Origin of the sequence: Streptomyces sp. Ag109_G2-15 (assembly GCF_900215565.1) — a bacterium.
GTDB classification, from domain to species: domain Bacteria; phylum Actinomycetota; class Actinomycetes; order Streptomycetales; family Streptomycetaceae; genus Streptomyces; species Streptomyces diastatochromogenes.
This window is the reverse complement of record NZ_OCNI01000001.1, coordinates 93,189-118,196: the sequence shown is the minus strand read 5'-3', so window position 1 is coordinate 118,196 and position 25,008 is coordinate 93,189. Positions and strand designations below refer to the sequence as shown.

Here is a 25,008-nt window from a genome sequence, read left to right as displayed (position 1 = left end):
ACCTCATGACCGAGGACGGCGCGGTGTTCGAGCACTCAGTCGTGCCCCGCTTCTTCGAGATCGACCGCCAGGGCGTCATGTTCAACATGTGGTACCTGGCCCACGTCGACGAGGCGGTGGACGGCTTCTTCCTCGCACGTGACCTGCCGTACGACACCTGGTCCGAGCTGGGCGTCGACGTGCACGTCGCCCATGTCGAGATCGACTGGAAGGCGGCCATCACCCTCGCCGACCGGCCCAAGGTGCGGATGAGCACGGCACGGATCGGCAAGAAGAGCTTCACCCTGGACTTCGCCTTCACCCGCGACGACGCGATCACCGCCACCGGCTGCATCGTCTACGTCGCGGTGGCCACCGACGGATCGGGCAGCACGCTGCTGCCCCCGCGGCTGGTCGAGGCGCTGGGCGAGGTCGCGCCGCTGCGGACCGCATGACAACCATCGTGATTCGGGGGCATTGATGACGAGATCGGTATTGGTGACCGGCGGAAACCGGGGGATAGGCCTGGCCATCGCCCGGGAGCTGGCCGCCGCCGGCGACGCCGTGGCCGTGACCTATCGGTCGGGCGAGGCGCCGGACGGACTGTTCGGCGTGAAGTGTGACGTGACGAGCGCCGAGGACGTGGACAGCGCCTTCGCCAAGGTCGAGGCGGAGCAGGGACCCGTCGAGGTCCTGGTGTCCAACGCCGGGATCACCCGGGACAAGATCCTGGCGGTGATGCGCGAAGAGGACTTCGACGCGGTGCTCGACGCCAACCTGACGGGCGCGTACCGGGTCGCGAAGCGTGCGGTGAAGAACATGATCCGCGCCCGCTCCGGCAGGCTCGTCTTCGTCTCCTCGGTGGTCGCGTTCAACGGCCAGAGCGGTCAGTCGAACTACGCCGCTTCGAAGGCGGGACTGGTCGGATTCGCCCGCTCGCTCGCCCGGGAACTCGGCCGGCGGAACATCACCGCGAACGTGGTCGCGCCCGGGTTCGTCGACACCGACATGACCGCGGGACTCAGCGACCAGATCAAGGCGGCCGCCGTGGACCGCATCCCGCTCGGCCGCACCGCCTCCCCCGAGGAGGTCGCCAAGGTCGTGCGCTTCCTGGCCGGCGCGGACGCCGGTTACGTCACCGGAGCCGTCGTCCCGGTCGACGGCGGCCTGGCCATGGGACTCTGAGGGAGGAAGCCGTTCATGGGAATCCTTGAGGGGAAGAACATCCTGGTCACCGGGGTGCTCACCCAGGACTCCATCGCATTCCACGTCGCGAAGATCGCGCAGGAACAAGGGGCGCAGGTCCTCCTCACCGCCTATCCCCGCCGCGGGCTGACCGAACGGATCGCCAGGCGGCTGCCCTCCGGCCCGGACGCCGCGCCGCCCGTCATCGAACTCGACGTGACGAACGCGACGCAGCTGGCGGAACTGCCGGACCGGATCAGCGAACACGTACCCACGCTCGACGGCGTGGTGCACGCGATCGGCGCCGCTCCGCAGACGGCACTCGGCGGCAACTTCCTCCACACCTCCTGGGACGACGTGGGTGCGGCGATGCACGCCTCGACCTACTCCCTGAAGTCCCTGACCGTGGCCTGCCTCCCGCTGATGAAGGGCGGCGGATCGGTCGTCGGCCTGGACTTCGACGCCTCCCAGGCCTGGCCGCTCTACGACTGGATGGGCGTCGCCAAGGCGGGACTCGAAGCGTGCTCCCGCTACCTGGCGCGGTACGTCGGACCGCAGGGCGTACGCGTCAACCTGGTGGCGGCCGGGCCGCTGGACACCCCGGCCGCCAAGGGCATCCCCGGGTTCCAGGAGGTGGCCGGCGTCTGGGGCGACCGGGCCCCGCTGGGCTGGAACACCGCCGACCCGGTCCCGGCGGCCAAGGCCTGTGTGGCGCTGCTGTCGGACTGGTTCCCCTCGACCACCGGGGAGATCGTGCACGTCGACGGCGGAGTCAACATCATCGGCGCCTGACCGACCGTCACGCCCCACGGACAGCGCTCAACGGACAGCGCCCCACGACAACTGCTCTACGGACAAGGAGATCGACATGGCAGAGATCACCGACGACATTCGGGAACGCGTGAAGAAGATCGTCTGCGACATCCTGGAGGTCGAGCCCGCCGAACTGACGGAAACGACCGTGTACACCGAGGAGTTCGGCGCCGACTCGCTGGCGGTCATCGAGATCCTGACGGCCCTCGAGGACACGCTCGACGTCAGCATCGACCAGGCCGAGGCCCCGCGCATGGTGAGCCTGGCCGGCATCTACGACGTGCTGGCCGAGGCATGACCGGTACGCCGGAGCGGGTCGTCCTCACGGGCCGTGGCGTGGTGTCGAGCATCGGCTTCGGCGTGGCGGAGTTCGCCGAGGGGCTGCGGGCCGGCCGCAACGAGGTCGCGCCCCTCACCGCGTTCGACACCACGGGATTCGCCTACGCCAACGGATCCGAGGTCACCGGGTTCGATCCGGCCGACTGGATCACCCGGACCCCGGTGGACCAGCTCGGCCGGGCGAGCGCCTTCGCCGTGGCCGCGACCCGAATGGCCCTGGCCGAGGCCGGACTTGCCGCTGAGGAGCTGCGGGACCGTCCGGGTCACATCTCGGTCGGCACCGCCGACGGCGAGGCGCAGGATCTCGACGCGCTGGCCGCCGACACGGTCGCGCGGGGAGCCGACGCGGTGGACCCGGCGCTCGTCGAGCGCGCCGGGACCCACCGGCTGGCCGCCTCCATCGCCTGGGAGTTCGGGCTCGAGGACGTCACCCCGATGACGTTCCCGACCGCCTGCTCGGCGGGCAACTACGCGATCGGGGACGGGCTGGACGCCATCCGGGTCGGCGACGCCGACTACGCCCTGGTGGGCGGCGTCGACGCCGTCTGCCGGCGGTCGTTCGCCTCGTTCTACCGGCTGGGCATCATGTCCCCCGACCGGTGCCGCCCGTTCGACGCCGACCGCAAGGGCATCCTCAGCGGCGAGGGAGCGGGGATCCTGCTCCTGGAGAGCCTGACCTCGGCACGGGCGCGGGGAGCGACCATCCACGCGGAGGTCCTCGGCTACGGGCTGAACTGCGACGCCCACCACGCGTTCGCACCCGAGGAGAAGAGCATCCAGCGGTGCATGGAGTCGGCCCTGCGCGACGCCGGGGTGCGGCCCGAGGACGTGGACCTGATCTCGGCACACGGAACCGGCACCAAGTCCAACGACGTGACGGAGATCCGCGCGATCAAGTCCGTCTACGGCGACCGGACACCCCCCGTCATCTCGCTGAAGTCGATGCTCGGTCACACGATGGGCGCCTCCGCCGCGCTCGGCGCGATCGCCTCGTCGATCGCGATCACCGAGGGCTTCCTGCCGCCGACGGTCAACCACCGGACGCCGGACCCGGAACTCGGCATCGACTGCGTCCCCAACCGGTCGGTCCCCGCCGACGTGCGGATCGTGCAGAACAACGGCTTCGCCTTCGGCGGCAACAACGCCATCGTCCTGCTGGGCCGTTACGAGGAATCCCGATGATCATTACTGCTTGGTCGGCCCTGTCCCCGTACGGCACCGACGACCAGGACTTCGCACAGGGCACCGTGTCGGGCCGTCCCCTTCCGGACGGGCCCCGGCCGGTGCCGGACTTCGAACCGCGGGAGTTCCTCGGGCAGCAGGGCACCCGGGCCATGAGCCGTGCCACGGCCCTGTCCGTGGCGACCGCCGCCCGGCTGCTCACCGAGGACGACGACCGCGCCCGTACGGGACTGGTGCTCGGGACGACCAACGGCAGCGCGCAGAACATCCTGGACGTCAACCGGGCCTCGCTGCAGCGCGGGAAGCCGTACCACATCCAGCCGACGGTCATCCAGAACGCGGCCATGAACAGCGTCGCGAGCCAGACCGCGATCTGGCACGGCCTCAGGGGACCCAACGCCACCCTCGCGGGGGGCCGGTCCACCGGGCTGTCGGCCCTCGGCTACTGCCGGCGCCTGCTGCTGACGGGCCGCGCGGACACCCTCCTCGCGGGCGCCGCCGAGGAGTTGACCGAGGCGCGTACGTGGGTCGGTGACGGCACCACACCGCTGGCGGAGGGCTGCGCCCTGGTCCGTCTGGAGCGCAGTGCCTCCGACGGTCTGGCCGAGGTGCTCGCCGTCGCGTCGGTGGTGGCCGTGGACGGCGACATCGGTACGGCGGTGCTCAAGGCCGCGGACCGGGTGCTGACCCGTACCTCGCCCGACCGGGTGTGGGCCGCCGTCGGCTCGGGAACGTCGGATGACGCGGAGTCCAAGGCGCTGGCCACGGTCTGCCCCGAGGCGACGGTGCTGCCGCCGCTGACGGAGTCCCTGGGCCAGGTCCATGCCGCGTCGGGCCCCTTCCAACTGGCCGCCGTCCTGAGCCACGCAGCTGCCTCGGGGCCGGCCGAGCGGTTCGCGCTGCTGACCTCGGCCGAACCCCAGGGCATCGCGGCCGCCGCTGTCCTGCGAGTCAAGGGAGAAACCGTTGTCGTTTGAGACCGCCTTCGCCGTCACGCCGTCCACTTCGGGCTTCCGAGGGACGGTCGGCGAGGAATGGATGTTCGCGGGCCGCGTCTTCGGCGGCTGCGTGGCGGCGTTCGCGAGCGAGGTCGCCCGGGCGTTCGCACCGCATCTCGTCCTGGGCGGAATCCAGGGCTCCTATCCGCGGGCGGCCTCGCCCGGCCCCATCGAGGGCCGCGTCGAGACCGTCCGGAAGGGCCGGAGCACCGAGTTGGTCCGCGTCGACCTGATCCAGGGAGACGAACTGGTCTTCACCGCCCAGGCCTGGCTGCTCGACAGCCGGCTGGTGCCGACCGACGAGACCGTCACCGGCGTGGAACCCCCGGCATCGGCCGCCCCGGTGACCTGGCTGGAGGACGAGGTCGCCTTCTTCAAGAACCTCGAGGTCCGGGCCATCGACTACCCGCTCACCCCGGCCGGGCTGGGGGACGGCGTCCCCCGGTGCGAGGTCTGGGTCAGGGGCCGCCCGGACCTCATCGGCGAAGCGACGCACGGGGCGGCCGTCGACCTGCTGCTCTTCGACAGCTTCCTGCTGGAGTGTGTCTTCCGCAGCGAGGGAGTCGGCACCGTCCAGCCGATCACCCTGGATCTGGGCGTCCGCTGGACGCGGCACGTCCCCATCCAGGCGTGGCGCCGCCTCACCACGGAGGCGACCATCACCGACGGCATCGCGCTGGCCGAGGGAACCCACCGGACCGCCGACGGCATCCTCCTGTCGACGGCCACCACGCTCGGCAGGCTGCTCCGGCGCGCCGACACCGCCGCGCAGAAGTGACGGCCGGCGGGGAAGGCGATCTGATACCGGTATGAAGATTCGCATCGGCGTGGGGAACGTGCCCGAGCGCGGTACACCGCCCGGCGATCCCGATCTGGCCCGTCTGGTGGCCGAGCTGGAGACGCACGGGGTCGACTCCGTGTGGTTCTCGGACCTGGTCTCGGCGCCGGGCGTGGTCGATCCGCTGGTCGCCGTCGCCTATGCGGCGGGCCGCACCGAGCGGCTGAAGCTGGGCATGAGCGTGGTGGTCCTGCCCGGCCGCAACCCGGCGGTGCTCGCGGCGCAGCTCGCGAGCCTGGCCGCGCTCGCCCCGCGCCGCGTGCTGCCCGTCTTCGGCGTCCGCCCCGCCCGGCCCGCCGACCGTACGGTGTTCCCCGTGCCGGACGGGCGGCGCGCCGAGGTGTTCGAGGAGGCACTGGGCGTGGTGCGGGCCCTGCTGACCGAGCCGGTCGTCACCCACCACGGCCGGTTCTTCCACCTGGACGAGGCCTCGGTCGCCCCGCTGCCCACGCGGCCCCTGGACCTGTGGCTCAGCGGCCGGGTGCCGGCCGCGCTGGACCGGGTCGGACGGCTCGGCGACGGCTGGCTCGGCAGCACCATCACCCCGGCCGAGGCCGAGGTCTGCCGGGCCCGGATCGTCCGCGCCGCCGACCGCGCGTCCCGGACGATCGACGAGGACCACTACGGCACCTACCTGACGATCGTCCAGGACGACGCCGACGAGCACGCCGTGGACGCCCTGCTGGCCCGGCTGCGCCAGGACCGCCCCGACGTGGCCGACCCGCGCACCCTGCTGTGCTGGGGCTGGGCCGACGCCCGCGACCAGCTGCGCCGGTACACCGACGCAGGCCTGTCGAAGTTCGTGGTGCGCCCGGCGGGCCCGGTGACCTCCCGCCGCGCCTTCGTCGAGGCGTTCACGACCGAGCTGATGCCCCTCGAGAACCGCTGACGTGCCGCCGCCCGCAGGCCGTCAGACAGCGGCCGGGGAAGCAGCGCGCAGCGGGGCGAGCGCCCGCGCCCAGGCCAGCAGCTCGTCGACCAGCCCGCGCACCTCCGCCCCGTGCGGCTCCTGCGGCTTGAAGTCGGCGAAGTCCACGAAGTCCTCGCGCAGCGACAGTGCCACCTGCGGCCCGATGTCCGCCATCCGCAGCGGCCCCGCCTGCGCGCGCAGCTTCTGCACCGCCATGACCGCGCCGAAGATGCCGTACCCGACATAGCCGACCGGCTTGCCGCCCCACTCCTCGTAGAGGTAGTCGATGGCGTTGGTCAGGGCGGCGGGCGGGGCGGTGTTGTACTCGGGGGTGACGACTATGTAGGCGTCGCACGCGCCGATGCGCTCGGCCCAGCGCCGGGTGTGCGGGTGCCGCCCCGGAGCCATGCGCGCCGGGACGGCCTCGTCGAGCAGCGGCAGCGCGTGGTCCTTCAGGTCCACCAGCTCGAAGTCCGCGGCGTCGCCCACGTGTTCGGCCGCCACGTCCCGTACCCATCGGGCCACCTGCTCGCCGTTGCGGCCGGGGCGGGTGCTGCCGATGATGACGCCGATCCTGATCATGTCCGGTTCTCCTGTTCGGGTTCTGGTGCGCTGAAGGTGTGTTGGCGCGGCCCCTGGTCGGCCTCGCGGAGGATCGCCCAGATGTCCGCCACGGGACCCACGTGCCCGAGCTTGTCGGGGTTGAGCACCGAGCGGATCGTGTGGATCCGCCCGTCGAGGATGTCGAGCGCCCAGGTGTTGATGACCCTGCCCTCGCGGTCGCGGAAGATCGCGCCGGGCTGTCCGTTCACCTCGTGCGGCTCCATGGCGCAGCCGACCCGGACGTACGACAGCAGGAGCGCGGCGAGTACGTGGGACACGTTCCCGGCACCGTGGAAAGAGGGCCGCCACTGCGGGGCCTTGCCGCCGCTGTCGCCGACCAGGGACGCGTCGGCGGCCAGCAGCTCCCGCAGCGCGTCGACGTCCCCATCCCGGAAGGCGTCGAGGAACCGTCGGGCGAGTTCCTCGCGCTCGCGCCGGTCGGCCTCGAAGCGGGGCCGGCCCGCGTCCATGTGCCGACGCGCCCGTACCGCGAGCTGGCGGCACGCCGCCTCCGATCGCCCGACGGCCGAGGCGACCTCGGGGAAGCCGAAGGCGAACACCTCCCGCAGCACGAAGACCGCGCGCTCCAGCGGGGTGAGCCGTTCGAGCAGCAACAGGGCGGCCATCGACAGCGAGTCGGCCAGCTCCGCCGAGCGCTCGGGGTCCTGGTAGGGGTCGGCCAGCAGCGGTTCGGGGAACCACGGGCCGACGTACTCCTCGCGTCTGACCCGGGCGGAGCGCAGCACGTCGATCGAGATCCGGGTCACCACGGCCGAGAGGAAGGCCTTGGCCTTCGCGGGGCGTGCCGGGGAGGTCTCGTAGCGCAGCCAGGTCTCCTGAACCGCGTCCTCGGCCTCGCTCACGCTGCCCAGGATCCGGTAGGCGATCGAGAACAGCAGCGGCCGCAGCTGTTCGAACTCCTCGGCGGTACCTTCGTCGAATTCGGTCATCGTGTCGGCTACCAGGGCAGCGGGCCGTCCGCGTTGAAGAACCCGGCGGTCGGTCCGTCATCCGCGAGCGTGGCCAGCCGCACCGCGACCGCGGCTCCCTGTGCGGGGGCGAGGTACCCGCTGTGGTCGTTGATGTCCGTGTCGACGTAGCCGGGGTCGGCGGCGATGGTCAGCGACCCGGCGGCGCTGCTGACGTTGACGATGCGCGGCGCCGGTGCCTTCCGCAGCAGCGGAAGCAGGGCGTTGGTCACCGCGATCACCCCGAAGACGTTGGTCTCGAACACCGTCCGGACCATGTCCAGGTCGACGGAGCTGGGGATCTGATCGCGGGCGTCCTCGGGTGAGACCTGCCCGGATCCGGTGATGCCCGCGTTGTTGGCCAGCGCGTCGAGCCGGCCTGCGCCGATCAGCACCGTCATGCCCAGCGCGGCGAGCTGCTCGGCGATCGCACGGCTGATCGCCTTGTTCGCCCCGGTGATCAGTGCCGCCTTCCGGTGCGTGGCGGGTTCGTTCACGGTCCAGCTCCTGTCCGGGAGAGTCTGTGTTCGCTACCCGAGACGAGACAGCCGGGCCGTTTGTGACATGGCGGGCCGCGCCGAGCGAGGAGTGCGGGTTCTAGAGCCAGTCCCGCCGCTTGAAGATGACGTACAGGCTGACGCAGACGACCCCCATCAACCCGATCGCGAAGGGGTACCCGAAGTTCCAGCCCAGCTCCGGCATGTCGTGGAAGTTCATGCCGTAGATCGTCCCGACCAGCGTCGGCGCGAACAGGATGGCCGCCCACGAGGAGATCTTCTTGACCTCCTCGTTCTGCTCGAACCCCGCCTCCGCGAGGGCCCGCATCTCCGCGTTCTGCTGCTGGGTGACCAGGGTCGCGTTGACGGTGAGGATCTCGGTGAGGGCCTGGCGGAAGCCGTCGACGCGTTCGCTGGTGTGGGTGACGTGGTCGGCGACGTCACGGAGGTAGCGCTGGAGTTCCTCGTCGGTCTCGTACTTGGCGAAACCCGCCATCAGACCGTGCAGCATGCCGACCAGCGGGCGGGTGGCGCGCTGGAACTCGACCATCTCGCGGGAGAGTTCGTAGATACGGCGGGAGACCTCGGGATCACCGCGGAAGACCTCCGTCTCGATCTCGTCGATGTCGTTCTGGACGCCGGAGACGACCGGCGCGTAGCCGTCGACCACCGCGTCGAGGATCGCGTACAGGACCGCCTCGGGGCCGAGTTTCAGCAGCTCGGGGGAGTCCTCCATGCGGCGGCGGACCGCGGACAGGTCGGGGGCCGCGCCGTGCCGGACGGTGATGACGAAGTCGGGGCCGACGAAGACGTGCAGCTCGCCGAAGTCGACCTCCTCCGGCGCGTCCAGGTAGCGGGCGGCCCGCAGCACGACGAAGAGCGTGTCGCCGTAGCGCTCCAGCTTCGGCCGCTGGTGGGCCTCCATCGCGTCCTCGACCGCGAGCGGGTGCAGATCGAACTCGGCGGCCAGGGAGAGGAGTTCGTCCGCCGTGGGCCGGGCGAGGCCGATCCAGGCCATGCCCGAGGGCTGGTCGCGCAGCTCGTGGAAGGTCTCGGCGAGCGTGGCGGGGGCGGAGACCCGGACGCCGTCCCGGTACAGCGCCGCCTGGACGACGCTCGCCGGCTCGGCCGGCTCGGCGGGCTCCGGGGCGGCCGCGGGAGTCTCGGTGGCGGGGGCCGCGGTGACGGTACGGCGCCAGACGGACCTGCGGCCGCCGTTTCTGCCGTTGGGGCGCTCGGACATCGGCTGCCTCTCCGTCGAGCCTGCGTACGGCGTGATCACGAAGCGGAATACGTGCAGGATAGCCGCGGCCTCCCGGTCCGGGCGCCCGGAACCGGTCCAGGGTTCGGTGAGAGTTACGGACAGAAGGTGTCCGCAAGCGGCGCTAGCGTGCCGGCATGACGAAGAGCAGCGCAGCTCCCCTCCTGGACACCCGGGCCCTGAACCGCGCCACCCTCGACCGGCAGCTCCTGCTGCGCCGCTCCCCGCTGTCCGCCGCGGACGCCGTACGGCACCTCGTCGGCCTCCAGGCGCAGAACGTCAGGCCCCCGTACTACGCCCTCGCCGCCCGCCTCGACGGGTTCGCCCCCGAGCAGCTGTCCGCGCTCATGGCCGCCCGCGAGGCCGTCCGGATCGTCACCCTGCGCTCCACCATCCACACCCACACCGCCGAGGACTGCCTGACCCTCAGGCCGCTCGTCCAGCCCGCCCGGGACCGGGAGCTGACGAACTTCCGCAAGGGCCTCGCCGGGGTCGACCTCGACCGGCTGGCCGCACTCGCCCGGGAGCTGGTCGAGGCCGAACCGCGGACCATGGCCCAGCTGCGCGAGGCGCTCGGCACCGAGTGGCCGGACGCCGACCCGCAGTCCCTCGGCGTCGCCGCCCGCTGCAGGCTGCCCCTGGTCCAGGTGACCCCGCGCGGCCTGTGGGAGCGGAGCGGACAGGTGGCCCTGACGACCGCCGAGCACTGGCTCGGCCGCCCGGCCGAGCCGGCCCCCGCCCCCGACGCCGTGGTCCTGCGCTACCTCGCCGCGTTCGGACCCGCCTCCGTCCAGGACATGCAGACCTGGGCCGGACTCACCCGGCTCAAGGGCGCCTTCGAACGCCTGCGCCCGCGGCTCCTCACCTTCCGGGACCCGAGCGGAGTCGAACTGTTCGACCTGCCCGACGCGCCCCGCCCCGACCCCGGCACCCCGGCCCCGCCCCGCTTCCTGCCCGAGTTCGACAACCTGCTCCTCTCCCACGCCGACCGCACCCGCGTCATACCCGCCGATTACTGGGGCCGCAGCTGGCAGGGCAATCAGGCCCACCGCACCCTCCTCGTCGACGGCTTCCTGGCCGGGCTGTGGAAGCCGGAGGGGGACACCCTGGTCATCGAGCCCTTCGGCGAGCTGACCAAGGCCCAGCGGGAGGACGTGACCGCGGAGGGGGCGCGGATGCTGGCGACGATGCACCCCGGGACGTCGTACGACATCCGGTTCGGCACCGTCGTACGGCGCTGAGCCGCCCCCCGGACGTCTCAGCGCCGTACGCCGCATGGAGAGGGGGCGCTGCGGGCCGCTCGTGGTGGCCCGCAACGCCCCCTGGTATCTACCTGAGGGATGCTCAGGTGTTCTGCTTCCGGGTCACGAGTTGACCTGCGTGGTCACGAGGTTCGAGAAGGTGGTCAGCCGGGTGTACACACCCGGGTAACCCGCCTCCGCGCACCCCTCGCCCCAGGAAGTGATCCCTGCCAGGGCGCCCCCGATGAGCAGGGGACCGCCGCTGTCGCCCTGGCAGGTGTCTACGCCGCCGGACGTGTATCCGGCGCAAACCATGTCGGTCTGGACGAAGTCCGAACCGTAGGAGCTCTTGCAGCTGGAGTCGGCCACGATCGGGACGGTCGCGGTCCGCAGCTGGTTGGAGGAGCTGCCGTTCTCCGAGGTGGTGCCCCAGCCGAGGATCCGGGCCGTGGTGCCGGCCGCGTACACGCCCGTCTGGGACGAGGAGACGTACGACGCCGGGGTGTACGGCATCGACGTCGAGAGGGTCAGGACGGCCACGTCGTCGCCGTTGGTGGCGTCGGTGTAGTCCGGGTTGATCCAGATCTTGCTCACCCGGCTGACCGTGCCGTTCGTGCCGTTCAGGTAGGTCCGGCCGCCGACCACACGGACACTGCTGGTCGACTCGCCGACCATGCAGTGCGCCGCCGTCACGACCTTCTTGGCGGCCACCAGGGTGCCGCCGCAGAACTGGCTGCCGGACGCGTCCGTGATCTGCATCATGAAGGGGTACGCCGTGGTGGTGGTGGTCGTACCGCCCACGATGGGCTGGGGTGCGGCGTTCGCCGTGGGGGAGGCGAGCAGCGCGGTCGCCGCGGCGGCGGCGGTGGCCACCAGGGTCGCGGCGGTCTTTCTGGCACGTCTTGACCCGAACATGAGTCTCCTCAGTGGGGGTTGCCGGTGGGGGGTCGCGCGGGTGGGGTTGTGCACGGGGGTCGCGGGACCGACCCCCGTATGCCCGGGCGAGCGGCACGCCCTTTACGCTAGGACCCGGAACCCTCGACTCCCAATGAGGGAACCCCCTAGGGGGTGGGGTGAGGGAAAACCCTCGGTCCGTGTCAGTTAACCTGGCGCGCCGTCACTTCGCGCGCCGCGCCGCCGCCAAACGGACGATGTCCACCCGCGAGCGGATCCCGAGCTTGCGGTAGACCCGGGTCAGGGTCGCCTCGACGGTCTTCACACTGACGAACAGCCGGGACGCGATCTCCCGGTTGGTGGCGCCCTCCATGACGAGCGCGGCGACCTGGCGCTCCATCGCGGCCAGACCCGCCAGCGCGTCCAGGGTCTCCGGCGAGGCGAGAGCCGGCTCGGGCTCCGGGGCGGTGAGGGCCTCGTCCACCTGGCGCAGCCACGGCAGCGCGCGGCAGCGCCGGAACAGCCGGGTGGCCTCGTCGTACGCCGTCGACCTGCGCGGGCCGCCCTCCGGACGCCGGGTGCGCAGCTGGGCCAGCGCGAACGCGGCCCGCGCCTCCTCCAGGCCGTAGCCGAGCTTCGCCAGCCGGTCCTGAGCGGACGTCAGCTGGGCGACGGCGGCCTCGTGGTCGCCGTGCGCGGCGCGCACCAGCGCCTCCGCACGGTCGAGCACGGCGATGACACTCTCCCGGCCGAGCCGGAGGGCGTGTTCGCGGCTGGCGTCGATGACGTCCTGCGCCTCGGCCGGCTCACCGATGCGGACCAGCGCCTCGGCGAGGTCGCCGTGCCAGCGGCCGCGCGCCGGGTCGGTGATGCCGAGGCCCAGCTCCAGGCGGCGCACCCGGCGCAGCGAGCGGACGGTGCCCGCCGGGTCGCCGGCCACCAACTGGGCGTATCCGAGCGCGCCCAGGGCCCGGGACAGGTACATCTGGTCGCCGTCCTCCTCGGCGTGCTCCACCGCCTCCCGGGCGAGCGCCAGTGCGCGGTCCACGTCCCCGCCGGAGGCCTCCGCGAGCGAGGTGAGCATCGCCGAGGCGGTCTCGCCGATACCGGAGTCCCGGGCGAGCCGGAGGCTGTCGCGGGCCAGCTCCAGGGCGCGGCCGCAGTGCCCGGAGCGCAGCTCCGTCTCCGCGAGGCCGCGCAGGAAGTGCACCTCGCTCTCCACCGAGCCGCGCCGGCGCACCTCGCGCAGCAGCGCGGTGACCGTCGCCCGGGCCTCGGCCAGCTGGTCGCCCATGACCAGCCAGCGGAACCGGGCACTGCCCGCGCCGTTGTGATGACAGGCCACTCTCGGGTCCTGGGGCTCCTTCAGGGCGCGCTTGATGGTCCGGGGGGCCTCCGGATGGCCCATCAGGGTCTCGGTCTGCGCCTGCAGGGCGAGGGCGAGCAGTTCGGTGCGCCGGTCGGCGCCGCGCTCGGCCAGCTCGGCGGCGTGCGCGGCCGCCTCCCGGGCCTCGGTGAAGTCGCCCTCCACGATCAGCGCCCGCCACGCCAGCTGGTAGTGGACCTGGGCCAGCAGCCGCGGGTCGTCGCCGGCGTCGGCGAGGGCCTGCGGGAAGACGGCGTCGACCTCCGCCATGGTGTGGCCGGCGGTGTCGATGACGTAGATCCAGGCCCGTACCCGGTCCGCGGGCACGGTCGCCCGGGTGAGCACCTCACGGGCGATGTCCCGGGCCAGGTCGACCTCGCCGGCGGTGATCGCGTCCTCGGCGGCCTGCAGCCGCCGCTCGTCGGGGCCGGGCACGCTGTCGGCGGGGGTGTGCCGGGCGGCGAGGAGCCCCAGCTGGGCGGCGACCGACGGGGCACCGCGGTCCCGGGCGAGGGCGGCGGCCTCGGCGAGCCGGGCGGCCACCTCGGGTCGGTGCCGGTGGTGGCGAGGGCGAGGTGCCGGGCCCGTTCGATCGGGTCGGAGGCGGCGGTGGACAGGGCCGCGTGGGCGGCCCGCCGCTCCTGGGCGGGCGCCTCCGCGTACAGCGCGGCGGAGATGAGCGGGTGCGCGAACCGTACGGCCGGCGCGTCCGGCTCGGTGGCGAGCAGTCCGAGTTCGGCGGCCTGGGCGCACTCGGCCTCGGCGTTCTCCCGGCCGGCCGCGTGCAGCAGCGCCGGGGTGGGGCGGGCGCCGGCGCTGGCCACCAGCAGGGTGCGGCGGGCCTCGACCGACAGCATGTCCAGGCGGCTGAGCACCAGGGCGCGCAGCGAGGTCGGCACCGGCAGCGGCTCGCCCGGCCGGGGCGGGGTCGGACTGTCGGCGAGGGCGCGGCCCAGCTCCAGGGCGAACAGCGGGTTGCCGGCGCTGGTGCGGTGGATCTCGCGGACGGTGGAGCGGGTCAGACCGCCGTGTCCGCGGTGGTCGAGCAGCTGGGCGACCTGGGTGCGGGTGAGCGGGCCGAGCCGGACGGCGAGCGTGTCCGGCGGGCAGGCGCGCAGGTGGCGGTCGTACTCCTGGCTCTCCTGGCCCTCCGTGCGGGCCGCGCAGAGCAGCTGGACCGGGGTGCCCTCGAGGCGGCGGGCGGCGAAGCCGAGCAGTTCGGCGCTGGCCGGATCCAGCCACTGCAGGTCGTCGGCGACGACCAGGACCGGGCCCTGGGCGGCGAGCGCGCGCAGCGCGGAGAGCACCGCGAGGCGCAGCGCGAGGCCGTCGCGCTGGAGGCTGGACTCGCCGCGTCCGGTGAGTGCCGATTCCAGGGCGGTGCGCTGGGCGGCGGGCAGCCGCGGGGAGACGTCGTCGAGGACCAGACCGAGGAGGTCGGCGAGGGCCAGGAACGGAAGGTGGGATTCGGACTCCGTGGCGGAGCAGCGCAAGACGGTGCGCGCGCTGGCGCCGTATTCCTCGGCCAATGCCCGCAGGACGGTCGATTTCCCTATTCCGGCGGGGCCGTGCAGGAGCACACTGCCGCCCGAGGCGAGTTGGTCACGGGCCGAGGCGAACAGCTCCTCGCGGCCGATGAGCAGGTCGGGGCGGCATCGGGCAGGCTCCTGGAAGTCCCGTCGCACGGTCACCGCTCCCCTCCTGTGTCGTGTCCGGGCCAAATTCTAAGCAACGATCCTTTAAATTCGGACGGAAGCCGTGGTGAGGGAAATAACAAACGGTCACGCATAGGTAAATTCAAAGCGTCGTCGCATGAATGGGCAAGTCTCCTTACGACTGCCGCACAAGGCCCCCAGGGCCCGCCTACGGCAGCAGTCCCGCCCGGCGTGCCGCGGTCACCGCCTCTCCTCGTGTGTGTGCGCCCAGCTTCCGCATCGCCGAGCGCAGATACCCCTTCACCGTCTCCGGGCGCAGGCCCAGCTGTTCGGCCACGGCCGCGTTGGTCGCGCCCGCCGCCACCCAGGACAGCACGTCCAGCTCGCGTGGCGCCAGGCTCGCGCCCCCGGCGGGGCGGGGCACGGTGAGCAGCCCGCAGGCGGCGAGCAGTTCGGCGCGCAGGCCCGGGTCGGCGATCCGGGGCGCCAGCGCGCGCAGCGCCGCATGCGCCTCGCGCACCTGCTCCCAGGCGGCACCCTGCCCCGGGGGCACCTCGACGGGCTCCGGCCGGGCCGCCGCCAGCAGCACCCGCGCCTCGTCCCGCACCACCAGCGCCTGCTCCACATCCCGCGCCGCCGCCACCGCCGCGCCCAGCGTGCGGTCGCCCAGCGGCTGGGCCGAGCGCAGCGCGCCGTACAGCACCCCGCGCACCCGCCGCCGCACCACGACCGGCACCGCGAGCACCGAGCGGATGCCCTCGGCGGCCACCGGGACGTCGTACTCGTGGCTGATCTGCCGGGAGACCGAGTAGTCCGTGACCGCGCACGGCCGGGCCAGCGCGACCGCCTTGCCGCCCAGCCCGTTGCCGGAGGTCACCGCGAGCGAGCTGAGGGCGGCCGTGGTGGTGCCGCTCAGCTCGCTGATGCGGATCTGCGGCCGGCCGTACTCGACCAGGCCGCCGAAGGCGACCGGAAGCCCCGTGGTGCGCCGCAGCCGGACCAGCGCACCGCGTATCTCCACCGCCGCCACGGCCTGTGCTGACACCTCTTCGCTCCTTCGGCGCGGTCACGTGGGGGGACCACACCCCCGTTCGGGGGTAGTGAGACCTGCATCACGGATTAGACGATGCCAGAGAGCCGCCCGGCAATGGTCCGGAACCTAGGAGGAACCGATGACGACGGCGACCGAGGTCTTCAGGAGTGCCCGGGACTTCCTGCTGGAGCACCGCGAGGACTACGCCACCGCCCACGCGGGCTTCGCCTGGCCGCGGCCCGAGCACTTCAACTGGGCGCTGGACTGGTTCGACGTGATCGCCGACGGCAACGACCGGACCGCCCTGCACATCGTCGAGGAGGACGGCACCGAGACCAGGCTGTCCTTCGCCGAGCTGGCCGAGCGCTCGAACCGGGTCGCGAACCACCTGCGCGCGCGGGGCGTCGCCGCCGAGGACCGCATCCTCGTCATGCTCGGCAACCAGGCCGAGCTGTGGGAGACCGCGCTGGCCGCGATGAAGCTGCGCGCGGTCGTCATCCCGGCCACCCCGCTGCTCGGCCCCGCCGACCTCCGTGACCGGGTCGAGCGCGGCCGGGTGAAGCACGTGCTGGTACGGGCCGAGGACACCGCCAAGTTCGCGGACGTGCCCGGCACCTACACCCGGATCGCGGTCGGCGGAGTGCCCGAGCAGGGCTGGGAGGCGTACGAGGACGCGTACACCGCCCCCGCCGAGTTCGCCCCCGACGGGCCCACGCGGGCCGACGACCCGCTGATGCTGTACTTCACCTCCGGTACGACCGCCCGCCCCAAGCTGGTCGAGCACACCCACACCTCGTACCCCATCGGGCACCTGGCCACCATGTACTGGATCGGCCTCAGGCCCGGTGACGTGCACCTGAACATCTCCTCGCCCGGCTGGGCCAAGCACGCCTGGTCCAACCTGTTCGCGCCGTGGAACGCGGAGGCGACCGTCTTCATCCACAACTACACGCGTTTCGACGCGGGCCGGCTGATGGCCGAGATGGACCGGGCGGGGGTGACCACGTTCTGCGCCCCGCCGACCGTGTGGCGCATGCTCATCCAGGCCGACCTGACCCAGCTCGCCACCCCGCCCCGCGAGGTCGTCGCGGCCGGTGAACCGCTCAACCCCGAGGTCATCGAGCAGGTCCGCCGGGCCTGGGGCATCACCATCCGGGACGGCTTCGGACAGACCGAGACCGCCGTCCAGGTCTCCAACAGCCCCGGCCAGCTCCTGAAGACCGGCTCCATGGGCCGGCCCAGCCCCGGCTACCGCGTCGAACTCCTCGACCCGGTCTCCGGCGCCCCCGGAGCCGCCGAGGGCGAGATCGCCCTCGACCTGTCCGAGCGCCCGGTGGGCCTGATGACCGGCTACCACGGCGACCCCGACCGCACCGCCGAGGCCATGGCCGGCGGCTACTACCGCACCGGCGACATCGCCGCCCGGGACGAGGACGGCTACCTGACGTACATCGGCCGCGCCGACGACGTCTTCAAGGCCTCCGACTACAAGATCAGCCCGTTCGAGCTGGAGAGCGCGCTGCTGGAGCACGAGGCGGTCGCCGAGGCGGCGGTCGTACCCGCACCGGACGAGCTGCGCCTGGCCGTGCCCAAGGCGTACATCGTCCTCGCCGAGGGCTGGCAGCCCGGACCCGACACCGCCAAGGTGCTGTTCGAGCACTCCCGTGAGGTCCTGGCCCCCTACAAGCGCATCCGCCGCCTGGAGTTCGGTGTCCTGCCCAAGACCGTCTCCGGCAAGATCCGCCGGATCGAGCTGCGCGAGGCGACCGCCGCGGGCTCGGCCGACGAGTACCGCGAGGAGGACTTCCGGTGACCGAGCTGTCGTACACGCACGGGACGAGCCCGACCGTTCTGCTCGGCGACACCATCGGCGCCAACCTGGACCGGGCCGTCGCGGCCTGGCCGGACCGCGAGGCGCTCGTCGACGTGCCCTCGGGGCGGCGCTGGACCTACGCCCAATTCGCGTCGGACGTCGACCAGTTGGCGCACGCACTGCTCGCGAGCGGGGTAGCCAAGGGCGACCGGGTGGGCATCTGGGCGATCAACTGCCCCGAGTGGGTGCTGGTCCAGTACGCCACCGCCCGCATCGGCGCGATCATGGTGAACATCAACCCGGCCTACCGCACCCACGAGGTCGAGTACGTCCTCAACCAGGCCGGCATCTCGCTGCTCTTCGCCTCGCTCAGCCACAAGACGAGCGACTACCGGGCGATGGTCGAGGAGGTGCGGGGCAGGTGCCCGCGGCTGCGGGAGACCGTGTACATCGGGCACCCCGGCTGGGACGCGCTGATCGCCCGCGGGACCCCGGCGCCGTACCCGGACCTGTCCTGCGACGACCCGATCAACATCCAGTACACCTCGGGCACGACGGGCTTCCCCAAGGGGGCGACCCTCTCCCACCACAACATCCTCAACAACGGCTATTTCGTCGGGGAGATGATCGCCTACAGCGAGCAGGACCGGATCTGCGTTCCCGTGCCGTTCTACCACTGTTTCGGCATGGTCATGGGGAATCTGGCGGCCACCTCGCACGGCGCCTGCATGGTCATCCCGGCGCCGTCCTTCGACCCGAAGGCCACGCTGGAGGCGGTCCAGCAGGAGCGCTGCACGTCCCTGTACGGCGTCCCGACCATGTTCATCGCGGAGCTGAACCTCCCCGACTTCGCGTCGTACGACCTCTCGACCCTGCGCACCGGCATCATGGCGGGCTCACCCTGCCCGGTCGAGGTGATGAAGCGGGTGGTCGCCGAGATGCACATGGAGGAGGTGTCCATCTGCTACGGCATGACCGAGACGTCACCGGTCTCCCTGCAGACCCGCATCGAGGACGACCTGGAGCACCGCACCGGCACCGTGGGCCGGGTCCTGCCGCACCTGGAGGTCAAGGTCGTCGACCCGGCCACCGGGGTCACCCGGCCGCGCGGCACGGCCGGCGAGCTGTGCACCCGCGGCTACAGCGTGATGCTCGGTTACTGGAACGAGCCCGAGAAGACCGCCGAGGCCGTCGACGCGGGGCGCTGGATGCACACCGGGGACCTCGCGGTGATGCGCGAGGACGGGTACGTGGAGATCGTCGGCCGGATCAAGGACATGATCATCCGGGGTGGCGAGAACATCTACCCGCGCGAGATCGAGGAGTTCCTCTACGCCCACCCGAAGATCCAGGACGTCCAGATCGTCGGGGTGCCGCACGAGAAGTACGGCGAGGAGGTGCTGGCCTGCGTGATCCCGCGCGACGCGGCCGACCCGCTCACCCTGGAGGACCTGCGCGCCTACTGCCAGGGCAGGCTCGCGCACTACAAGATTCCGAGCCGCCTCCAGATCCTCGACTCCTTCCCGATGACGGTGTCCGGGAAGGTGCGCAAGGTGGAGCTGCGGGAGACGTACGGAGTCCGGGGAGCCTAGGGGGCCGGGGGGCCGGGGGGCCGGGGGCCAGGGGTCAGGCCTCGCCCGACCGGGCGAGGTTCCGTCCCGGGCCGTTCACCGGGGTCGGGGTGCCCGTGAGGTCGATGACGAACAGGGGGACGCCCAGCGTGTCGGCGCCGGCGCGGGCGTCCTCGGCGTATCCGGCCAGGGAGAAGTAGACACAGCCCGCGGACTCCGTCATGGCCGTCAGCCACAGGCACTCCACGTCCCGCAGCGAGGCCGGGCGCACGGCGGGGTCCACCTGGGCGACCAGGCCGTGCGCGGCGAGGCCGATGCCGGACGGGGGCCGCTGGTCGGCGCGGCGGATGTCCCGGTAGCCGAGCCAGCGCAGATAGAGCGCGGTGGCGGTGACGGCGTCGCGGGCGGTGCGGATGGTGACGGGCCGGAAGGGGGTCCGTCCGTCGCTCTTCGGGGCGGGCGCGTCCGGCCGTGCGGTCGGCGACGGGGCATCGCCCGGTACGGCCGCTTCCCCCGATGCCGCCGGTGACACGGCGTCCCGCACCGCGATGCGCAGGACCGTGCCGCAGGGGCAGCCCAGTTCCGGGTGCGGCAACTGGTTGCCGCACCCGCAGGCGGTGCAGCGCACGGTGACCCAGTCCTCGTCCCAGGAGCGGTGCGCGAGGACGGCGGGCCCGGCCGTCAGGTCCAGCCGCGGGGCGACCGGTCTGCCGCAGGCACAGGGATAGGGCGGCGCGGTGTAGACGTGCTCGCGCCGACAGGCCGGACAGCGCACCGGCACGCTCTCGGGCATGGCCACTCCAGGCGTCACGTCGGGACAGCGCTCCCCATCGTGCTCCTGTCGGCACCTCCTTGTCCCTCTCTTGACGACCTTCGGGGACCCACCTACATTGATTTCAGATAGTAGAAATTACTTTCCGCAATACGGAAGTACTCACCGCGGGGCGCGAGGGGAGTACGCATCCGACAGCCGAAGCAGGAGTACTCGATGGCTCGTATGACCGCTGCCCGAGCGGCAGTTGAGATCCTCAAGCGCGAGGGCGTCACGGACGCCTTCGGTGTGCCGGGCGCGGCGATCAACCCGTTCTACAAGGCGCTGCAGCAGGGTGGTGGCATCAACCACACGCTCGCCCGCCACGTCGAGGGCGCCTCGCACATGGCTGAGGGCTACACGCGCACCAAGCCGGGCAACATCGGCGTCTGCATCGGTACGTCCGGCCCCGCCGGCACCGACATGATCACCGGCCTGTACTCGGCCATCGGCGACTCCATCCCGATCCTGTGCATCACGGGCCAGGCCCCGACCTCCGTGATCCACAAGGAGGACTTCCAGGCCGTCGACATCGCCTCGATCGCCAAGCCGGTCACCAAAATGGCGGTCACGGTCCTGGAGGCCGCGCAGGTCCCCGGCGTCTTCCAGCAGGCCTTCCACCTGATGCGCTCCGGCCGTCCCGGCCCGGTCCTGATCGACCTGCCGATCGACGTCCAGCTCACCGAGATCGAGTTCGACCCGGAGACGTACGAGCCGCTCCCGGTCTACAAGCCGACCGCGACCCGCGCCCAGATCGAGAAGGCGATCTCCTTCCTCCTGGAGTCCGAGCGCCCGCTGATCGTCGCCGGCGGCGGCATCATCGGCGCCGACGCGGCCGACCTGCTGGTCGAGTTCGCCGAGCTGACCCAGACCCCGGTCGTCCCGACCCTGATGGGCTGGGGCACCCTGGCCGACGACCACGAGCTGAACGCCGGCATGGTCGGTGTCCAGACCTCGCACCGCTACGGCAACGCGAACTTCCTGGAGTCCGACTTCGTCCTCGGCATCGGCAACCGCTGGGCCAACCGCCACACCGGCTACAAGCTCGACGTCTACCGCCAGGGCCGCAAGTTCGTCCACGTCGACATCGAGCCCACGCAGATCGGCAAGATCTTCCCGCCGGACTACGGTGTCGTCTCCGACGCCAAGGCCGCGCTGGAACTGTTCGTCGAGGTCGCCAAGGAGCTGAAGGCCGAGGGCAAGCTGCCCGACCGCGCCGACTGGGTCGCCTCCACCCAGGAGCGCAAGGCCACCCTGCTGCGCCGTACGCACTTCGACAACGTGCCGATGAAGCCGCAGCGCGTGTACGAGGAGATGAACAAGGCCTTCGGCCCGGAGACCCGGTACGTCACCACGATCGGCCTCTCCCAGATCGCCGGCGCGCAGATGCTGCACGTCTACAAGCCGCGTCACTGGATCAACTGCGGCCAGGCCGGCCCGCTCGGCTGGACCATCCCGGCCGCGATCGGCGTCGCCAAGGCCGACCCGGAGTCCCCGGTCGTCGCGCTCTCCGGCGACTACGACTTCCAGTTCCTGATCGAGGAGCTGGCGGTCGCCGCGCAGCACAAGATCCCCTACGTCCACGTTCTCGTGAACAACGCCTACCTGGGCCTGATCCGTCAGGCGCAGATCGGCCTGGACATCAACTTCCAGGTCAACCTGGAATTCGAGAACATCAACACCCCCGAGCTGGGCGTCTACGGCGTCGACCACGTCAAGGTCGCCGAGGGCCTGGGCTGCAAGGCGATCCGGGTCACCGAGCCGGACCAGCTCGGCGCCGCCTTCGAGCAGGCGAAGAAGCTGGCCGCCGAGTACCAGGTGCCGGTCGTCGTCGAGGCGATCCTGGAGCGGATCACCAACATCTCGATGAGCCGCACCATGGACATCAGCGACATCTCCGAGTTCGAGGACCTGGCCACCGAGCCCGGCCACGCACCGACGTCGATCAAGCCACTGAAGGTCTGATCCGACAGAAGCACACCAGGGGCGGCCCATCCGGGGAGGATGGGCCGCCCCTCACCCATGTGCCGGGCCGACTCTCGGCCCTCGTCGCCGACGATGCCGCATGTCCGTGGACGCCGGCTCTCAGTCGAACCCGCCGCCTCCGTACCCGCCGCCGTAGTCGTGGCCGCCGTGTGAGTGGCCGCCGTGCCCGTGGCCGCCTCCGGCATCGTGGTCGTTGCCGTTCCAGCCGGTTTGGCCCTCGTCGCCGATGATGCCGCGGATGCCGCTGCCCCGGCCGAAGGGGAAGAGGCCCTCGTCGGCGAGGGTGCCGCGGCCGGTGAGGCCGGAGTCGCGGGCGAAACGGGGCAGCAGGGCCGTCAGGGCCCGGTCGCCGTACAGCGCGACGGCGAGCAGCACCTCTTCCTCCGCCAGGCCGTCGGGGCCGTCGGGCAGCGGGTGGCGCTCGCGCAGCTCCGCCAGGTGGCGGCGGGCCGCGCGGGTGCGGCCGGGTGGCAGGGACCGCAGCAGGCCGGCCGCCGCGAGTTCGGCCCGCATCCGGGCCAGGGCCCGCCGCACCATCACCCTGCCGGGCAACTCCCGCGGTCCGGCGGGCCGGTAGAGGCCGGTGCGTACCGCCTTCTCCAGGGGGTGGCGGAAGGACACGGCGTCCCGCGTCCCCGTCCTGCGCAGGGTGCCCGGGCGGCCGGCCTCGACCGCGCCCCGCAGATGCAGCCCGAGGACGGCGACGGTCACGGCGGCGCGGTCGCCGCCCCGCAGCAGGGCGACCGCGCAAGGGTCCGGCGGAATCGACGTCGTACTGTCCATGAGACACCCCCCGTACGGGACCCGCCGCCCCCGTGCCGGCGGGCCCCATGTGTCGGTGTTGTGCCCGCCGGTGACGGTCGTCGAAGCCTCTCTCGCGGTGTTCAGAGGTTGATTTGAGGGTTGCGTAGGCCGGGTACGGCCGCTGCCGTACCGGGCGTGACTAGACCTCGTGCTCCGACAGGCCCGGCCAGTCGTCCGGCCCGCCGCCCTGCCATTCGATGAGGTCGCTCTCCTCGACCTCGATGCGGTCCAGGTCGGCCAGCCGCAGGATCTCGATGACATCGTCCAGGTGGGAGGCGAGCCCCAGCGTCACGTCCCCCTCGGTGACGCGCCGGGAGCCGTCGAGGGCCGGAGCGTGGACCACGATGTGGGGGTACTGCGTCGGATTGCCCATGGGTTCAGCGTCCTGCGGAAGCGGCACGAGCGCACCCCCGGAGCCCGGACGGGGCCCGGACCGAGTCCGGACAGCACGAAAGCGCCCCCTGAGCAGGGGGCGCTTCGGTGCCGTGTGATGACCGTCCGACGGCGCGAGGCTGGGCGCGACAGGACATTCGCGCCGCCGGACGGGGTCCGGGTGGGCTGGGACCGCGGCGGATGCGACGGAACCGGGAACCCTTCCCTCTGGTCGAGAAGGGAACTCGGATCCTTTACCACCGCACTGGCTCACACACCGCCGCGGTCCTCGCCTTGCCCGCGAGCTGTTCCGACCGGCCACCCCTCATCCGGGCCGTTCGGCTGCCGCGGGCCGTTTGTGGCCTCAGTCCTCGCGCAGGGCGCGGACCGCCTCCTCGACGCGCTTGCCGTAGTCCGGGTCGGCGGCGTGGAAGTGGGCCAGGTTCTTCTCGATCACGTCGTCGCGGGAGACCTGCGAGAGGCCGCCGGCGATGTTCGCGACGAGGCGGGACTTCTCGTCCTCCGACATCAGGCGGTACAGCTCGCCCGCCTGGAAGAAGTCGTCGTCCTTGGTGTGCAGCGGGGCCTCGTGGTTGCCGGTGTAACCGGAGACCGCCAGCGGGGCCGACAGCGGGCGGCCGGTTTCCACCGGGCCGTCGTACGAGTTCGGCTCGTAGTTCTTGGCGCCGCGACCCTGGGCGTTGGCCGCCATGAAGCCGTCGCGGCCATAGTTCTGCGCGGTCGTCGCCTTCGGGGCGTTGACGGCGAGCAGGGTGTGGTTGACGCCCAGGCGGTAGCGGTGGGCGTCCGCGTAGGCGAACAGCCGGCCCTGGAGCATCTTGTCGGGGGAGGGGCCAATGCCCGGAACGAAGTTGTTCGGGGAGAACGCGGCCTGCTCGACCTCGGCGAACACGTTGTCCGGGTTGCGGTCCAGCACCAGCCGGCCGACCCGCTGCAGCGGGTAGTCCTTGTGCGGCCACACCTTGGTCAGGTCGAACGGGTTGAAGCGGTAGTCGGCCGCCTCGGCCGCCGGCATGATCTGGACGTAGAGCGTCCAGGACGGGTGCACACCGCGCTCGATGGCCTGCAGCAGGTCCGTCTGGTGCGAGTTGGGGTCCTTGCCCGCCAGCTCGGCGCCCTGCTCGGCGGAGAGGGAGCGGATGCCCTGGTTCGTCTTGAAGTGGTACTTGACGAAGAAGGCCTCGCCCTCGGCGTTCGTCCACTGGTAGGTGTGCGAGCCGTAGCCGTTCATGTGGCGGTACGACGCCGGGATGCCGCGGTCGCCCATCAGCCAGGTCACCTGGTGCGTGGCCTCGGGAGCGTGCGCCCAGAAGTCCCAGACGTTGTCCGGCTCCTGCTTGCCGGTGAACGGGTCCCGCTTCTGCGAGTGGATGAAGTCCGGGAACTTGATCGGGTCCTTGATGAAGAACACCGGGGTGTTGTTGCCGACGAGGTCGTAGTTGCCCTCTTCGGTGTAGAACTTCACCGCGAAACCGCGCGGGTCACGCACCGCGTCCGCGCCGCCGAGGGAGTCGGCGACCGTGGAGAAGCGCAGGAACACCTCGGTGCGCTTGCCGATCGCGCTCAGGAAGTCGGCGTGGGTGAAACCGGTGACGTCGTCCGTCACCTCGAAGTGGCCGTACGCGCCGGAGCCGCGGGCGTGCACCACACGCTCCGGGATCCGCTCGCGGTTGAAGCGCGCGAGCTTCTCCAGGAGGTGCTGGTCCTGGAGCAGCAGCGGGCCGCCGACGCCGGCGGAGGCTGAGTTCTGGTTGTCGGCGACCGGGGCGCCGGACTCTGTCGTGAGCACGCGCTTCGACATCGTGACCTTCCGTGCGAGAGGGCAGCGGGAATCTTCGGAATTTTCGGAAACAGACTTCCGCTTTATG

Annotated in this window: 22 protein-coding genes and 1 pseudogene; 12 read left to right on the top strand and 11 right to left on the bottom strand. The window is 71.8% G+C overall.

The window, feature by feature from the left end; genetic code table 11:
* Positions 1 to 5: 5 nt before the first annotated feature.
* The 8 genes from CRP49_RS00465 (at position 6) to CRP49_RS00430 (ending at position 6,223) form a co-directional block, all read left to right on the top strand.
* Positions 6 to 434 carry a thioesterase family protein gene (locus CRP49_RS00465; RefSeq protein WP_097251616.1) on the top strand — a complete coding sequence of 143 codons (429 nt, stop codon included), beginning with the start codon at positions 6 to 8 and terminating at the stop codon, positions 432 to 434.
* Positions 435 to 459: 25 nt separating this feature from the next.
* A complete protein-coding gene (fabG, locus tag CRP49_RS00460) occupies positions 460 to 1,164 on the top strand; it encodes a 3-oxoacyl-ACP reductase FabG (protein ID WP_097251615.1) in 705 nt (234 codons plus the stop codon).
* 15 nt (positions 1,165 to 1,179) lie between these two features.
* Entirely contained in the window at positions 1,180 to 1,956 is a 777-nt protein-coding gene (gene fabI / locus CRP49_RS00455; RefSeq protein ID WP_094219869.1) for an enoyl-ACP reductase FabI, read from the top strand.
* A 76-nt stretch (positions 1,957 to 2,032) separates the two neighbouring features.
* Positions 2,033 to 2,275 carry an acyl carrier protein gene (locus CRP49_RS00450; RefSeq protein WP_094219868.1) on the top strand — a complete coding sequence of 81 codons (243 nt, stop codon included), beginning with the start codon at positions 2,033 to 2,035 and terminating at the stop codon, positions 2,273 to 2,275.
* Positions 2,272 to 3,498 (top strand): beta-ketoacyl synthase, encoded by a 1,227-nt coding sequence (locus tag CRP49_RS00445; protein WP_097251614.1) that lies wholly within the window; start codon positions 2,272 to 2,274, stop codon positions 3,496 to 3,498. Before CRP49_RS00450 ends, CRP49_RS00445 begins: the two co-directional genes overlap by 4 nt.
* Positions 3,495 to 4,475: a beta-ketoacyl synthase N-terminal-like domain-containing protein gene (locus CRP49_RS00440; protein ID WP_097251613.1), complete on the top strand. Its 981-nt coding sequence runs from the start codon at positions 3,495 to 3,497 to the stop codon at positions 4,473 to 4,475. The genes CRP49_RS00445 and CRP49_RS00440 overlap by 4 nt, the downstream gene beginning before the upstream one ends.
* The gene (locus CRP49_RS00435) at positions 4,465 to 5,274 is read left to right on the top strand and encodes a thioesterase family protein (RefSeq protein ID WP_143669938.1); all 810 of its coding nucleotides are present in this window, start codon (positions 4,465 to 4,467) and stop codon (positions 5,272 to 5,274) included. The genes CRP49_RS00440 and CRP49_RS00435 overlap by 11 nt, the downstream gene beginning before the upstream one ends.
* A 31-nt stretch (positions 5,275 to 5,305) precedes the next feature.
* Positions 5,306 to 6,223 carry a TIGR03854 family LLM class F420-dependent oxidoreductase gene (locus tag CRP49_RS00430; protein ID WP_097251611.1) on the top strand — a complete coding sequence of 306 codons (918 nt, stop codon included), beginning with the start codon at positions 5,306 to 5,308 and terminating at the stop codon, positions 6,221 to 6,223.
* A 21-nt stretch (positions 6,224 to 6,244) separates the two neighbouring features.
* Here the strand turns inward: CRP49_RS00430 and CRP49_RS00425 are convergent, their stop codons facing one another.
* The 4 genes from CRP49_RS00425 to CRP49_RS00410 all read right to left on the bottom strand — a co-directional run bounded on the left by CRP49_RS00425 (position 6,245) and on the right by CRP49_RS00410 (position 9,555).
* On the bottom strand, positions 6,245 to 6,826 hold the full coding sequence (locus CRP49_RS00425; RefSeq protein ID WP_094219863.1) for an NADPH-dependent FMN reductase: 582 nt from the start codon (positions 6,824 to 6,826) through the stop codon (positions 6,245 to 6,247).
* Entirely contained in the window at positions 6,823 to 7,797 is a 975-nt protein-coding gene (locus tag CRP49_RS00420) for an RNA polymerase sigma-70 factor (RefSeq protein WP_097251610.1), read from the bottom strand. Before CRP49_RS00420 ends, CRP49_RS00425 begins: the two co-directional genes overlap by 4 nt.
* Positions 7,798 to 7,805: 8 nt before the next feature.
* Positions 7,806 to 8,312: an SDR family NAD(P)-dependent oxidoreductase gene (locus tag CRP49_RS00415; RefSeq protein WP_097251609.1), complete on the bottom strand. Its 507-nt coding sequence runs from the start codon at positions 8,310 to 8,312 to the stop codon at positions 7,806 to 7,808.
* Between the two features lie 100 nt (positions 8,313 to 8,412).
* On the bottom strand, positions 8,413 to 9,555 hold the full coding sequence (locus CRP49_RS00410) for a magnesium and cobalt transport protein CorA (protein WP_179851451.1): 1,143 nt from the start codon (positions 9,553 to 9,555) through the stop codon (positions 8,413 to 8,415).
* A 155-nt stretch (positions 9,556 to 9,710) separates the two neighbouring features.
* On the opposite strand from CRP49_RS00410, the gene CRP49_RS00405 reads away from it, so the two are divergent.
* Positions 9,711 to 10,814, top strand: a complete 1,104-nt coding sequence (locus CRP49_RS00405) for a winged helix DNA-binding domain-containing protein (RefSeq protein WP_097251608.1) — start codon at positions 9,711 to 9,713, stop codon at positions 10,812 to 10,814.
* 123 nt (positions 10,815 to 10,937) lie between these two features.
* Here the strand turns inward: CRP49_RS00405 and CRP49_RS00400 are convergent, their stop codons facing one another.
* From CRP49_RS00400 to CRP49_RS00385, 3 genes and pseudogenes are all read right to left on the bottom strand, one after another.
* Positions 10,938 to 11,729 (bottom strand): trypsin-like serine protease, encoded by a 792-nt coding sequence (locus CRP49_RS00400; RefSeq protein WP_097251607.1) that lies wholly within the window; start codon positions 11,727 to 11,729, stop codon positions 10,938 to 10,940.
* 202 nt (positions 11,730 to 11,931) lie between these two features.
* Positions 11,932 to 14,765 (bottom strand): annotated as a pseudogene (locus CRP49_RS00390) (AAA family ATPase).
* A 172-nt stretch (positions 14,766 to 14,937) separates the two neighbouring features.
* On the bottom strand, positions 14,938 to 15,774 hold the full coding sequence (locus CRP49_RS00385) for a helix-turn-helix transcriptional regulator (RefSeq protein WP_097251606.1): 837 nt from the start codon (positions 15,772 to 15,774) through the stop codon (positions 14,938 to 14,940).
* A 127-nt stretch (positions 15,775 to 15,901) separates the two neighbouring features.
* Here CRP49_RS00385 and CRP49_RS00380 point away from each other — a divergent pair, with 127 nt between their 5' ends.
* Complete coding sequence (locus tag CRP49_RS00380; protein ID WP_097251605.1) at positions 15,902 to 17,575, top strand: AMP-binding protein; 1,674 nt, start codon at positions 15,902 to 15,904, stop codon at positions 17,573 to 17,575.
* Positions 17,572 to 19,167: an AMP-binding protein gene (locus CRP49_RS00375; protein ID WP_097251604.1), complete on the top strand. Its 1,596-nt coding sequence runs from the start codon at positions 17,572 to 17,574 to the stop codon at positions 19,165 to 19,167. Before CRP49_RS00380 ends, CRP49_RS00375 begins: the two co-directional genes overlap by 4 nt.
* A gap of 34 nt (positions 19,168 to 19,201) precedes the next feature.
* On the opposite strand, the gene CRP49_RS00370 is transcribed toward CRP49_RS00375, so the two are convergent.
* Positions 19,202 to 19,939 carry a hypothetical protein gene (locus tag CRP49_RS00370; protein WP_097251603.1) on the bottom strand — a complete coding sequence of 246 codons (738 nt, stop codon included), beginning with the start codon at positions 19,937 to 19,939 and terminating at the stop codon, positions 19,202 to 19,204.
* Positions 19,940 to 20,134: 195 nt separating this feature from the next.
* Here CRP49_RS00370 and gcl point away from each other — a divergent pair, with 195 nt between their 5' ends.
* Positions 20,135 to 21,922, top strand: coding sequence for a glyoxylate carboligase (gene gcl / locus CRP49_RS00365; RefSeq protein ID WP_097251602.1), 1,788 nt, complete (start codon positions 20,135 to 20,137; stop codon positions 21,920 to 21,922).
* 120 nt (positions 21,923 to 22,042) lie between these two features.
* Here the strand turns inward: gcl and CRP49_RS00360 are convergent, their stop codons facing one another.
* From CRP49_RS00360 to CRP49_RS00350, 3 genes are all read right to left on the bottom strand, one after another.
* Positions 22,043 to 22,726, bottom strand: a complete 684-nt coding sequence (locus CRP49_RS00360) for a TIGR04222 domain-containing membrane protein (protein WP_097251601.1) — start codon at positions 22,724 to 22,726, stop codon at positions 22,043 to 22,045.
* Between the two features lie 160 nt (positions 22,727 to 22,886).
* Entirely contained in the window at positions 22,887 to 23,120 is a 234-nt protein-coding gene (locus CRP49_RS00355; protein WP_094219851.1) for a hypothetical protein, read from the bottom strand.
* 363 nt (positions 23,121 to 23,483) lie between these two features.
* Complete coding sequence (locus tag CRP49_RS00350; RefSeq protein WP_097251600.1) at positions 23,484 to 24,941, bottom strand: catalase; 1,458 nt, start codon at positions 24,939 to 24,941, stop codon at positions 23,484 to 23,486.
* Positions 24,942 to 25,008 lie beyond the last annotated feature (67 nt).